A 12353-nucleotide genomic window follows, 5' to 3' on the forward strand; every position below is an offset into this window, starting at 1 on the left:
GAACTCGGCCCCGTGATGGCAGGAACACCATGGATGATACGACAGGTTCCGAGGGTGAGGATAAGTTTCGGCTAGTCATAGGCTGTGGCTGTGTTTTCAATGCCTTGAGAGGGGCCTGTCCCCATCCGGATGTGGGATAAGCCTTGAGTAGCCCCTCCGCCGTCATCACCGAGTTTGTCCCGAGGATCCACTCTTCCAGACATTGGAGTGGTGCTATTTGGATTGCCGGGACAAGCCCGACAATGACGACGGAGAGTGTGTTTGCAGCCGCAAGGTCTCGCTTCAATCTGGGACGTCATCCCCGCCCTGTGCGGGGATCTATTGGCTCCCGATGCGCATCGAGCAAAGCAGAGAATGTGCGGCGAGTTCGAGCGCGCTCACAAACGCCCGGCCGGCAGCAATTTGGATTGGATCCCCGCACAAGGCGGGGATGACCGCCGGTGGTTCGGGGAATGTAGTGGGGTAGATGGTCATTGCCGTCCACCACACCCACTGGCGTCATCCTCGGGCGTGTCCCGAGGATCCACGTGTTACGCGTCTTCGGAGAGGGCCGCGCGGAGGGTGGCAAGGCGGGCGTGAACGGCGTCGCGTTTGGCGTCGAGGTCGGCCCGAAGCCGCTCGATCTGCTCGAGTTTGCCGAGCAGTTGCGCGATGCCACCCTCACAGGGGCCGTCACCCTCGTCGGATAGGCAGGCGGCCATGGCTCGGATTTCGCGGGTCGAAAACCCGGTGGCAATCAGGTCACGGATGCGGGTCGCGCGGCGCAAGTCTGCGGCGTCATAGCTGCGATAGCCATTGTCCGCGCGGCCCGTCTCCATCAGTCCGGATTGTTCGTAGTGGCGTAGCATGCGTTCCGTGATGCCAAGCCGCTCGGCTGCTTCCTTGATCTGCATATTGGCTCCTTTCGGGAGGCATCTAACACCTTAACACTAGTGTCAAGGTCAAGCCTCCCGTTCCAGAACGCAATTGCAAAGCGGCTTAGCTTCGGTGTGACCAACCGCCGTCAATCGTGAGCACCTGGCCTGTGAGCCACTCGTTTTCCGCGCTGCCCAGGCGCAGGATCCATGGCACCAGATCCGAGGTTTCGCCCCGCCGGCCGAGCGGAATTTGGGCTGCTTCCGTCTCCTCGATCGAGCGTGCAATGTCTGCCGGCAGACCCATCATGCCGGTCAGCGCGCCGCTTTTGACCGGGCCGGGGGAGACCGCGTTGACCCGAATGCCGTGCGCGGCCAGTTCGAGTGCCCAGGACCGGGTCAGATGTTCAAGCGCGGCCTTGGTGGCCGCATAATGGGCAAGACCCGCCGCTGCGTTTTGAGACAGGGCAGTTCCGATGTTGACGACGGCGCCCTTGGTGGCGGTGAGGGCGGCCTGGGCCTCCTTCAACAGGAGGGATGGTCCGACGATGTTCACCGCGCAAATGTTGGACAGTGTCTCCGCGTCATAGGCTTCGATGGGAAGCGGTTTGCCCGCGCCCGCATTGTTGACCACCAGATCCAGTCGGCCCCATCGGTGCGTTGCCGCCTCGACAATGCGCTGGCTGGCGGACGGATCGGCACTGTCGGCCTGAACCACTTCGATCGCCGGGCTCTTGCCCGCGACATCGGCGAGCTTCTCGCTGTCACGGCCCGTAATGACCACATTGGCGCCCATTTCAGTCAAGGCGAGAGCCGTCGCCCGCCCGATGCCGGAGCTTCCGCCGGTCACGATGGCGACCTTGCCCTGCCAGTTCTTCTGTTCACTCATCTCGGTCTGTTTCCCTGATTTGACCTGCGCATATGCGCGATGAGCCGGTGCTAACGGATTGACGTTAGTGTCAGGGTCAAGGCCGAATTTCAGGAGGTAGGTTTGTGGGTGTTTCTTGCAAGCGTCGGGCGTTCGATCCTAGTCAAACCAGGGACAATATCCGTGTTCCCATGAGGTGGCGCACAGGGCTGCGCTATTGAAGGAATAGCCGATGTCGTCAAGCAGGTGGAAGGCGGCATAGGTGAAGAGGGAGAGTGTCAGCGCGACCACGGCAAAAGCAACCAGGGTCCACAAAGATTCGCGGTAGGCGAGGTGGCGGGCAAGGCTCTGTTGTTTGCCGAGGCGGGGCCACGGGCCTTTGTGGTCATCAGGTGGATAGGTCGCCAGCAGACCGGGCACTTTTCCGGGAACGAGCGCCATGAAGGCAGCGGACAGGCCGAGCGTCAGATGAACCAGTGTTGGCGCCAGTGTCGTCAGCAGCATCAGCCAGACGAACAGGCCATCGCCAGTGGGGTCATGCATGGCGGCGGAAAGATATCCCTCCCAGTCGATCTGCGGCCCATCGATAAAGGCCATAAGAATATTGAACAGCACAGTGACATTGGGCAGCAGCATAGCCAGCAGCACCAGACAAAAAAAGGCGGCGAGGAAATCGGCCAGGAGATCAAGGATGAGCCAGAGATAGCTTTTCAATCCGCCGGGATGTGACTGGGCACGCTTCAAGAAATATCGCGTGGCGAGCAGCGAGAGCATATCCAGGGCGGCGTTGGTCAAAGGCAGAGCTCCTAAGAATAAAAAAACTGGAAAGACGCCAGCAATCGCAAAAGCAATAGCGACGGTAATCGCGATGTCACTCGCAAACGTTCCAGCAACGCCGTCAGCGTAGCCTCCAGCGAAACTACCAGCGACGGCACCGGCAATGACCACGGTGTAGGCGAAGGCTATGGTTCTGGGTAAGGTAGCTGTGCCAGTAAATGCAACTGCGACAAGAACAGAAATGGCAAAGGCAAAAACACCAACGCCGAAAAATTTGTCGACATCGAAAAACGTATCTAAAAAATAATTTACAAATAAATATGAAATAATAAGCCCAGAGAAATAAGTAATATAAATGTTAATTGAGTGAGATTTTGTGTTTTTTATTTTAAAAATCAACCTGATAAACCGAGTGATTAGATTTTCTTTTCTGCTAATATACCGCGCGTAAAGGCTGGCGCCCGAGCCAATGAGCAAGAGCAGGGTCGCAAATCCAAGCCTCTGCCACCACAGTGGCAACAGAGGCAAAAGCTCAATCCCGCCAATTTCCGGCCGAGCCCCGCATATCCAGGCGATCAGATAGACAACCAGTGGGTAGACATAGGCAATCGACAGGCAGCGCCAAAAACAGGCGCGATACGAGCCGTGTGACAGCCGTCCGGATGTATCGGTGTTCAGGTTGAAAAAGGCATCCAGCCTGTCATTGAACCACGACAACCAGTCAAGATACCGATCAAGGACGCTGTCTTTTTCAAGGGAACCCCTGATGTCTCTTCGATCGTCGGGACTTTCCAGTTGGGCGAAAAGTTGTGTTTCGCGGTATCTGAAAAAGCCGCCGACAGCGCCCAATACCGCCAGAACCAGCGTGATGACTACGCCGACAAAGCCCCAATCCATTTGCAAGTATGCCACCCCTGACTTTTTTGAACTATTGCAAGAAGAGGTTGTGCCTTCAAGACGTGCCTTCCGCGGTTCTGACTGTTGCCGCAGAATTTTTCAGTCTTTTTTTGGGCGTCATGTCGAAATCGCAAAGGGCCGAACGTCATGGGGGTGTCGAAACCCAAGTGAGGTGCTTTGAGAATGAGTTTTTATGTCACCACCCTGGTCGCGCTTGCGCTGACGCCCATCTGGCTCGTGCTCTGGATGGGGGTTACATCCGCGCGGCCGGGATATGAGACCTCCATCGGCGATGGCGGTCATTCAGTGCTTTTGCTCAAGATCCGCCGTCATGGCAATTTCATCGAATGGGTGCCTCTTACGCTCATCCTGATGCTTCTTGCCGAGGCCCAGGGAGCCGGTAGATTCTGGCTTTTTGCCGCTGGCGGTCTGCTGGTTCTTGGCCGGCTTGCGCATCCCTTTGGGCTCAAGGAAACTGAGGTCCATCACCCGTTGCGGTATGTGGGCAATGGAACAAATTTTCTCGCCGCTGTTCTTCTTTTTGGAACACTGGCGCGGCTTCACTTTGGTTTTTGATGGTCTTGAACCGACTTTGAAATGAGGATTACGTCATGAAATACATGATGTTGATCTACGCGGACCCTGCGAACGAGCCCGTCTATGGCACGCCTGAATTTGAGAAGATGATGGCCGGTTACCTGTCCTTGAGCGAGAAGATGGCAGCCGATGGTGTGATGCTCGCAGGCGAGGGGCTGAAGGAGGCGGAGACAAGCACAACCTTGCGCGTTCGCGGTGAAAAGGTCGAAACCATGGACGGCCCCTTCGCGGAGACCAAGGAACATCTCGGCGGTTTTTATCTCATCGATGTTCCCGATCTCGATGCGGCGCTGCAGTACGCTGCGCTGATCCCAAGCGCTGAATACGGCACTGTCGAAGTGCGTCCGGTGATGGACTATCCTGACGCCGGCTAGCACAGGATCTGGCACTCAACCGGACTGAACCATGACCGCCCCTGCCTCCAACGCCATTGCTGTTACGAAGATCCTCGGCAAGCTGGCGCGCGAAGAGCAGGGGCGGTTGCTGTCGATCCTAATCGGCAAGTTGCGCGATTTTCAGCTCGCTGAAGATGTTCTGCAGGATGCCATGGTGTCCGCGGTCTCCCATTGGGGGCGCAATGGCCTGCCGGCGTCACCTCAGGCGTGGCTGCTTCAGGTGGCGTACCGCAAGGCGATCGACCGGATCCGGCGCACAAAAACGGCAGAGCTTGCCGGGGCTGATCTGACCCTGTTGATGGAAGAGGCCTCCGGGCAGGACGACAATCCGGACATTCCCGACGAGCGGCTGCGATTGATCTTCACCTGCTGCCATCCGGCGCTGGAGCGCAAGTCACAGGTCGCGCTGACGCTCCGGACCCTCGGCGGACTGACGACTGAGGAGATCGCGCGGGTCTTTCTGGACCGGGAAACAACCATGGGCCAGCGCCTGTCCCGGGCCAAGACCAAGGTGGCGGCGGCGGGCATTCCCTATGAAGTGCCGGGCCCGGAACAATGGCCGGCGCGGCTCGATGCGGTGTTGGGTGTTGTCTATCTGATCTTCACCACGGGCCATGCGGGAGCGGCTGACGATGGCCGGGATCTGACGCAGGAGGCGCTCTTTCTGTGCCGTCTGCTGAACAGCCTTCGGCCTGACGACCCGGAAATCGAGGGCTGTCTTGCGCTGTTGACCATCAATCATGCGCGCCGTGCCGCCAGGCTTGATGACGCGGTCGTGCGAATTGCCCTTCTCGATCAGGATCGTTCACTTTGGGAGGCGTCTGAACTCAAGGAGGGGATTGCCCTCGTTGAGGTTGCCTTGAGTCGCGGGCGGCTGGGGCCCTATCAGATCAAGGCAGCGATTGCCGCCTGTCACTGCGAAGGCGACACGCCTGACTGGGCGCAGATCCTGTTGCTCTATGACGAGTTGCTGGCTTTTGAGCCGACCGACGTCGTTCGGCTCAACCGCGCCGTGGCCCTGGCAGAGGCCGGAGGTCTCGAGGCTGCGCTCGGAATCGTGGACGGTCTTGAGCCGAGCCTTTCGGACTACCAGCCGTTCCATGCAGCCCGGGCGGAGCTTTTTGCGCGGGCGGGCAGGCGGCAGGACGCCTGCACGGCCTATGAGAAGGCGATTGCCCTGGCGTCGAATGAGGCCGATAAGCTGTTCTTGAAACGCAGACTTGCAAGGGTCGCGGGGAATTGGCCAAGGGACGGCTGAGCCCTGTTGCTATGACGCAGGCTGCATTGCAATGGAGAGCGGGATGAACGGTGAACTGGATCTGCAACGACTGCTTTCGACCATGCGGCCGGAGCTGGATCCTGAGCCTTACGTGTTCTGCTGCTTTTCCGACATGTCCTTCGCACAACTTGCGAGCCATGATCCGGTCGCTCTGATCGCGGAGGCGGAAGGGGTGACAGCCATTTTGCCGCTCGCATCAGCGACGGCGCTTGGCCAAGACGCGCCGGCCAGGTTTCAGCGGATCACGCTGACCATCCATTCGAGCCTCGAGGCGGTCGGTCTGACGGCGGCCTTCGCGGCGGCTTTGACCCGGCACGGCATCTCGGCGAATGTGGTGGCGGGCTATTATCATGACCATATCTTCGTGCCCGAAGCCCAAGCCGTTGAAGCCATGTCGGTTTTGCGGCGACTGTCTGACGAGGCACGATAGCGCGGCGGGACACTTTTGGACGTTTCAGACACGTCTGCTGTTGCAATTTTCGCGCGGCGATCCCATTCCTTAGGGGGTGGAACAACGGGAACTCGGCATGGAACGGGCAAGGCGGCGTCTGGCTGCCGTAATGTGTGCCGATGTGGCGCATTATTCGCGGCTGATGGAACGGGATGAAGACGGGACCCTGGACCGGCTGAAATCCTACCGCAGCATTATGAGCGGGCTGACCGAACGCCATCACGGCCGGATCGTCAACACCTGGGGCGATGCGGTCATCATCGAGTTTTCCAGTGTCGTCGAAGCCGTGCAATGCGCGGTCGACATTCAGAACGAACTCTCCCTTCGCAACGCCGATCTGCCGCAAGCCGCCCGCATGGACTTTCGCATCGGGATCAATCTCGGCGACATCATGGTCGAGGGCGATGACATCTACGGCGACGGTGTGAATGTGGCCGCAAGGCTGCAGGAGCTGGCGCCGACCGGCGGCGTCATGCTGAGCCAGTCGGTCCATGACCAGGTCCGCAGCAAGCTCGCGCTCGGGTTCGAAAGCGTCGGACCGCAGACGATCAAGAACGTCAGCGAGCCGGTCGAGGCATTTTCCGTCCGTTTGGGCGGACGCAATGAGCCCGCGCCTCATGAAGCGCCTTCGCAAGACGGGGAAGAAACGGCCCGGCAGCAGGCGGATCCTCAGCTTGGGGCGGATACCCAGGCGTTTGCAAATGGCTTTGAACAGGCGCGCAACTGGCTGCGGCGCCAACCGAAACGGATCCGGAGCTGCGTCTTCATGATCGGTTTCTTTTTCGTGCTCAACCTTCTGACCAGTGGTCTGTCGACGCTCTGGTTCGTGTGGCCATCCCTGCCATTCGCGCTGGCGCTGATCTGGCATGTGTTTGTCGGAACGGAGCGCAAGTTGATGTCCGGCCGATCGGGGCCGGGAGACTGAACTGAAAGATCGCAATCTGCTGTTGCGGATCTGATAACTCTTTTTCGCGTATGAAGAGCCATGGGATTTGCGACAAGCGTCTGCTTCGCATAAACAAGGGTAAGAACCTGCTGGTGGCAACGCCGGCAAACAGTCAACGGAGCCTATCCTGCGCATGAAAAACTATTCAACAACGGTGCCAGCCCGCCTCGATGACGAGGAAGAGGACAAAGCAAAGAGCCAGCAGTCGATTCAGGTCGACAAGCACCTCTTCGATGCCCGCACCGTCCTGATCACCGGTGGTGTGACCCAGGAAATGGCCCGGGATGTGTGCGCGCGTCTTCTGGCTCTGGCCCAGGTGTCGAATGATCCGATCACGGTGATCGTTTCCTCTCCTGGCGGTCACGTGGAATCAGGTGACATGATCCACGACACGATCAAGTTCATTGCGCCGGATGTCCGCATCCTCGGCATGGGCTGGGTCGCAAGTGCCGGGGCGCTGATCTATGTGTCGGTGCCCAAGGAAATGCGTTTCTGCACACCGAACACCCGCTTCCTGCTTCATCAACCGTCCGGTGGTGCTGGCGGCATGGCGACCGACATCGAGATCCAGGCCAAGGAAATCATCAAGATGCGTGATCGCCTGAACCAGATTTTCGCCGATGCAACCGGTCAGCCGATCGAGCGGATCGAGAAAGACACCGATCGTGACTACTGGATGAGCCCGCAAGAGGGCATCGAGTACGGTCTGGTCGGCAAGGTTGTGACCAACGTCAGCGAACTTGGCTGATCCAGCAGGTCGCAACGTATCTGGAAATTGCAAAACGCCGGTGCTGAATGCGCCGGCGTTTTTCGTTTTACAGACAATCAAGACCTGGGTGATCAGGCGACAGCGTTTGATGCCTGGGCGAGCGCTGCGTCAGGGGCCGTTCCGATGGAGCCGTCCGCTACGATATAGGGCCGAATGTGCTCCATCATCAGCCGCATTTCCGCTTCCAGTCTGACAGACCGGGTTTTGCCGATGAGAACAGTTGCCAGATGATCGACAAATGCATCGAAGGCTTCATCTGTGGGACAAAGCGGCATGAGCAATGTGCGGATAGGACTGTTGTCGTAGAACGGAGCGCCGCCGGACAGAAAGATCAGAAATTCCGCGAAGTCCTCCCGCCAGATTTCGGGCAGGCCCTTTGCGGCGTCGCAGAAGCTGGTGTCGAGGCTCAGTCTGCCGGAGAGGCGTTCTACCGCATCTACGATTGCCGGACGACCGCCAAGCTTCATGTATAAAGTCATTTCATTGCCCCGAATTCATGTTGAACGAACAAGCTCAGCATGGGGCAAAGCCGACTTGTGAATTGTGATGCCGGTCACGGTTCAAGGCTTTTGCGACAAGAAGCTCTTTGCCGCTGCATTGGCACGTGACGCTCAGGTTCGCGCAGGTCCTGCCGCTTCGACCCATTTCCTGCAGCGCTGCTCGGGGTCTTCGTCTGCAAGAACGTCCGTGATCACACAGATGCTGTCGGCTCCGGCTGCATAGATATCGTCAGCGTGCTCCAGCCTTATGCCGCCAATCGCGATGAGTGGGCAGGAGAGGCGGGCTTTCCAGCTGCCGAGGCGGGCGATGCCCTGTGGCGCATAGTCGACCTGTTTGCCGCGGGCGGGGAAGATGGGCCCGAGCGCAACATAGTCCGGACCGTATGTCAGGGCGCGGTCCAGTTCCTCTTCCGTATGCGTGGACAGTCCGAGTTTGAGCCCGGCCCTGCGGACAGCCTGGATGTCCACTGTGTCCAGATCCTCCTGGCCGAGGTGCAGCCATTCGGCGCCTGTATCAATGGCGGTCTGCCAGTGATCGTTGATCACGAGTGTACAGCCTTGCGTTCGGGCGACGGCAAGTGAACGTGAGACCTCATCCGTCAACGCCGCAGGCGTTTTATCCTTGATCCGCAGCTGAGCCAGCCGCAAACCTTGCGGACAGAGCCGCTCAAGCCAATGATGGCTGTCAACAATGAGATAAAAGCGGCTCAGCACGGCATTCTCCCTTAAAGAGACTTCTGTCTCTCTTCTTCGGTCCCAAATGGCAAGCGACATGTTTTTTGTTCTTTCGAAAATCGGCTTCTTTTTCATTCAGCCGTCGAATGCGCTGGTTTTCTTCGGCGGTCTCGGGGCGGTTCTTCTGTGGAGCCGATGGGCGCGCGTCGGGCGATGGCTGTGCGGTCTGTCGCTCCTCGCCCTGGCTATCTGCGGCCTGTCACCTGCTGCCAATGTTTTGATCCTGCCGCTGGAAGAACGGTTTCCTCCACCGGCAGGACAGCTTGATATCGATGGAATTATCGTGCTGGGCGGGGCGCTCGACACGATTGTGATGGGGGAGCGAAAGGCACCTGCGCTGACGTCGGCGGCGGAACGGCTGACCATCGTGCCGCGACTGGCGCGCCGGTTTCCCGATATCCCGATCATTCACACGGGTGGGCATGGCTTTTTGACACCAGCCAAGGCGAGTGAGGCGGATGGTGCGTCGGCTCTTTTTGAGGATTTTAGCCTGCCGTCAGAACGAGTGATCCTTGAGGACAAGTCGCGCAATACCTATCAAAACGCACTGTTCACCAAAAGGTTGGTCAGTCCGGAGCCGGGCCAGAAATGGTTGCTGGCAACCTCTGCCTATCACATGCCAAGATCGATCGGGGTGTTTCGCAAAGTTGGATGGACGGGGCTTGTCGCCTATCCGGTCGACTGGCGCACGAGGGGCTGGCAGGACGCGAAACTCGGCTTTTCCGGGGTGTCCAATGGCCTCAAGCGGTTCGACATCGCCGCGCGGGAATGGATTGGTCTTGTTGTCTACTGGTTGAGCGGCCGAACTTCGGCGCTCTTTCCTGCGCCCGGGCCCGATTGAGCACAGTGATCCGCTTTTGGTGCGATACTGGCAAAAGCAACCTCTTTTCCTGAGCGCCTGCAGTCCCCATATTAATAGGATCTGAGAAAATGAGGAAGCGGGTCCATGGTACTCGAAGCTCCGCTCGTTGCAGCGGATATCGTTCAATGGCTCTACAGCGATGCCGTTGGACGAGAGGACAGCCTTGAGCTGGTCGAAGAGCTGGCGCAGCGTTTGCGCGCCGGTGGCATTCCCGTGGACCGGATCACGACGGGCATCATGTTGCTTCATCCCAACGTGCGGGCGGAAGCCGCTGTCTGGGACATTGACGGGACCCGTGAGCTCCGGCGCTATCTTGCGAGTGACGAGCTTGACGAAAGGTATACCAACAGCCCTCTGAAGATCGTTTATGAGGAGAAGAGGACCGTCCATGTGCCGATAACACCCGAGCCTCAGCCGGGTGAATTTGGTATCGTTCCGGACCTGCGCGAAGACGGCTATTCAGACTATATCGCCATGCCGATGCCATTTTCTGACGGGTCGGTGAAAGCCTTGAGCTTTGCCACCAAGGATGAGGGCGGTTTCACGGCCGCTCATGTGGGCGTTTTCGATTCCATCCTTCGCCCGCTTGCGATTGTCTGCGAGCTGAGCACCCTGCGCCGGACGGCGGAAACGCTGCTGGACACCTATGTGGGGCCGCGCGCGGGCGGACGCGTTCTCAATGGCACCGTCTCGCGCGGGGACGGGGAGTGGATTTCAGCCGTGGTCAGCTTTGCCGATCTGCGAGGCTTTTCCCGGATCTCGAACACGTTGCCCGCCGACAAGCTGATCGTCTTCCTGAACAAGTATTTCGGTGCGATGACCTCGGCGGTGGAAGCTCATGGCGGTGAGGTGCTCAAGTTCATCGGCGATGAAGTAATGGCGATCTTTCCCTACGAGACGCCTGAGGAAGCTGCGGATGCTGCGCGGCGGGCCTTGATGGCAGCGCGTGAGACGACAGAAAAGATCAATGAGATCAATGCGCTCAAGACCTGCGGCGAGACACCCCAGATGAGTGTGGGCATCGCCCTTCACGCCGGAGACGTCTTCTTTGGCAACGTTGGCGGCGAGAATCGTCTCGATTTCACTGTGATCGGTCCGGTGGTCAATCTGGCCGCGCGGATTGCCGAACTTGCCAAGGACCTCAACGTCGAGGTGCTGGTGTCCGATACGATCGCCGAGATCATGGGGTGCCGCTCTGGTCTCTACGGCCAGTATCAGGTGAAGGGGTTTGACGATCCGGTCTCGGTGTATTCCCCGTCCCTGGCCGCTGCAGGCTCCGACAAGTGGTGCCCTGACAGCACCGTGTTGCGGGACCTGGACGCGAACTGACGGCGCAGCAGGACGATTAGGACAGCAAGCGTTGTCACGCCGAAAAGGATTGGTCCTGCAAACCAGCCAAGGAAGGCGATTGCGAAGAAGAACGCGCGCTGTCCACGGTTGAAATGACCGCCGGCCAAGACATTCAAATCTGCCGCCTGTCTGGCGATGCGGCGAATGTCCTCGGAACCGGCGTGAGTGGCCTCAGGCACGCTTCCCATGATGATCGATGAATAGTTGAACAGGCGATAGGCCCAGCCAAACTTGAAGAAGGCATAGGCCAGTATCAACATCAGGCCGAGCACCTTGATCTCCCAGAGGGCGCGGCTTTGATCGATCGGAATGGAGAGGTCTCCGGCGACTTTCAGAATCGTGTCTGTCGCGTCCAGAAGCGTGAAACATCCGCCGATCGCCAGAAGGGCCGTGGAGGCAAAGAACGCTGTTCCCTGCTGCAGACCGGACATGATCGCCGTGTCCATGATCCTGACCTGGCGGGTGGTCATGGTCTCCATCCAGGCGCGGCGATAGCTTTCCATCGCAGCTGACAGTGTGTGCTTGCGCAATGGGCTCAGGTCGATCAGGAGATTGAAGCCGAACCAGGCGATCAGAAACCAGCCGGCTGCCAGAAAGTCTTGGAGCGAAAGGATGTGCATTGGCGTCCTGTTCATGGTCGTTCGCGACAGGCAGATGACATGTCTGCGGAGGTTTTACCCTGTTTAGCGCAGCTGTCTTGATCATGCCAGTGATGCCTAATTCATTGCAAAATATAGCGTCTTTTGTGCAATGCGAAAATTGCAAGCCTGCTGGCGACTTTTTGCCCTTGTGGTTTGATTAGGGATCCATTAACTGCTTGCCTCAATGAGGTCACATTCTCCCTCCCGGGAATGTGCAATGTTCAGTCAAAGGGTTTTCATGGACGAAAACGTACAGAAGTCCTGCTGGGGCGTAACCGTTTGGACGGTGCTTGCCCTTGGAGGTGCACTTGCGATGCTGGTGTTGTTCAACGACGTGGAAAGCGCCCAACAGGCGGTCGCTGTAGCGAACTGAACCCGGCAGACAGGTTTTGATTGAAGGGCGCGCGGTCACACCGCGTCCCTTTTTGTTTG

Annotated in this window: 15 protein-coding genes; 9 read left to right on the forward strand and 6 right to left on the reverse strand. The window is 58.5% G+C overall.

The genetic code is table 11. From position 1 onward, the window contains the following. Positions 1 to 530: 530 nt before the first annotated feature. The 3 genes from ABJZ52_RS01255 to ABJZ52_RS01265 all read right to left on the reverse strand — a co-directional run bounded on the left by ABJZ52_RS01255 (position 531) and on the right by ABJZ52_RS01265 (position 3402). Positions 531 to 893, reverse strand: a complete 363-nt coding sequence (locus tag ABJZ52_RS01255) for a MerR family transcriptional regulator (protein ID WP_348185170.1) — start codon at positions 891 to 893, stop codon at positions 531 to 533. Between the two features lie 85 nt (positions 894 to 978). After that, positions 979 to 1743, reverse strand: a complete 765-nt coding sequence (locus tag ABJZ52_RS01260; RefSeq protein ID WP_348185168.1) for an SDR family oxidoreductase — start codon at positions 1741 to 1743, stop codon at positions 979 to 981. Between the two features lie 138 nt (positions 1744 to 1881). After that, the gene (locus ABJZ52_RS01265) at positions 1882 to 3402 is read right to left on the reverse strand and encodes a hypothetical protein (protein WP_348185166.1); all 1521 of its coding nucleotides are present in this window, start codon (positions 3400 to 3402) and stop codon (positions 1882 to 1884) included. Between the two features lie 177 nt (positions 3403 to 3579). Between ABJZ52_RS01265 and ABJZ52_RS01270 the strand changes: the two genes are divergently transcribed. The 6 genes from ABJZ52_RS01270 (at position 3580) to ABJZ52_RS01295 (ending at position 7812) form a co-directional block, all read left to right on the forward strand. Next, the gene (locus tag ABJZ52_RS01270) at positions 3580 to 3972 is read left to right on the forward strand and encodes an MAPEG family protein (RefSeq protein WP_348185164.1); all 393 of its coding nucleotides are present in this window, start codon (positions 3580 to 3582) and stop codon (positions 3970 to 3972) included. 35 nt (positions 3973 to 4007) lie between these two features. After that, a complete protein-coding gene (locus tag ABJZ52_RS01275) occupies positions 4008 to 4367 on the forward strand; it encodes a YciI family protein (RefSeq protein ID WP_348185162.1) in 360 nt (119 codons plus the stop codon). 31 nt (positions 4368 to 4398) lie between these two features. Next, a complete protein-coding gene (locus ABJZ52_RS01280) occupies positions 4399 to 5646 on the forward strand; it encodes a DUF6596 domain-containing protein (RefSeq protein ID WP_348185160.1) in 1248 nt (415 codons plus the stop codon). Positions 5647 to 5689: 43 nt separating this feature from the next. After that, entirely contained in the window at positions 5690 to 6097 is a 408-nt protein-coding gene (locus ABJZ52_RS01285; RefSeq protein WP_348185158.1) for an ACT domain-containing protein, read from the forward strand. A gap of 97 nt (positions 6098 to 6194) precedes the next feature. Then, entirely contained in the window at positions 6195 to 7043 is an 849-nt protein-coding gene (locus ABJZ52_RS01290) for an adenylate/guanylate cyclase domain-containing protein (protein ID WP_348185156.1), read from the forward strand. Between the two features lie 154 nt (positions 7044 to 7197). Then, positions 7198 to 7812 (forward strand): ATP-dependent Clp protease proteolytic subunit, encoded by a 615-nt coding sequence (locus ABJZ52_RS01295; protein WP_348185154.1) that lies wholly within the window; start codon positions 7198 to 7200, stop codon positions 7810 to 7812. 92 nt (positions 7813 to 7904) lie between these two features. Here ABJZ52_RS01295 and ABJZ52_RS01300 read toward each other — a convergent pair whose 3' ends face one another. Further along, on the reverse strand, positions 7905 to 8312 hold the full coding sequence (locus ABJZ52_RS01300) for a Clp protease ClpP (RefSeq protein ID WP_348185152.1): 408 nt from the start codon (positions 8310 to 8312) through the stop codon (positions 7905 to 7907). 132 nt (positions 8313 to 8444) lie between these two features. Further along, positions 8445 to 9047: a thiamine phosphate synthase gene (locus ABJZ52_RS01305; protein ID WP_348185150.1), complete on the reverse strand. Its 603-nt coding sequence runs from the start codon at positions 9045 to 9047 to the stop codon at positions 8445 to 8447. A 58-nt stretch (positions 9048 to 9105) separates the two neighbouring features. On the opposite strand from ABJZ52_RS01305, the gene ABJZ52_RS01310 reads away from it, so the two are divergent. Together ABJZ52_RS01310 and ABJZ52_RS01315 are read left to right on the forward strand one after the other, a co-directional pair. Further along, positions 9106 to 9909, forward strand: coding sequence for a YdcF family protein (locus ABJZ52_RS01310; protein WP_348185148.1), 804 nt, complete (start codon positions 9106 to 9108; stop codon positions 9907 to 9909). 105 nt (positions 9910 to 10014) lie between these two features. Further along, the gene (locus ABJZ52_RS01315; RefSeq protein ID WP_348185146.1) at positions 10015 to 11259 is read left to right on the forward strand and encodes an adenylate/guanylate cyclase domain-containing protein; all 1245 of its coding nucleotides are present in this window, start codon (positions 10015 to 10017) and stop codon (positions 11257 to 11259) included. On the opposite strand, the gene ABJZ52_RS01320 is transcribed toward ABJZ52_RS01315, so the two are convergent. Beyond that, the gene (locus tag ABJZ52_RS01320; RefSeq protein WP_348185144.1) at positions 11145 to 11915 is read right to left on the reverse strand and encodes a DUF599 domain-containing protein; all 771 of its coding nucleotides are present in this window, start codon (positions 11913 to 11915) and stop codon (positions 11145 to 11147) included. The two genes, ABJZ52_RS01315 and ABJZ52_RS01320, sit on opposite strands and share 115 nt — an antisense overlap. A 223-nt stretch (positions 11916 to 12138) precedes the next feature. Between ABJZ52_RS01320 and ABJZ52_RS01325 the strand changes: the two genes are divergently transcribed. Next, a complete protein-coding gene (locus tag ABJZ52_RS01325) occupies positions 12139 to 12294 on the forward strand; it encodes a hypothetical protein (protein ID WP_348185174.1) in 156 nt (51 codons plus the stop codon). The last annotated feature ends 59 nt before the right edge of the window (positions 12295 to 12353 follow it).

This window comes from Roseibium sp., assembly GCF_039982295.1.
Taxonomy (GTDB): domain Bacteria; phylum Pseudomonadota; class Alphaproteobacteria; order Rhizobiales; family Stappiaceae; genus Roseibium.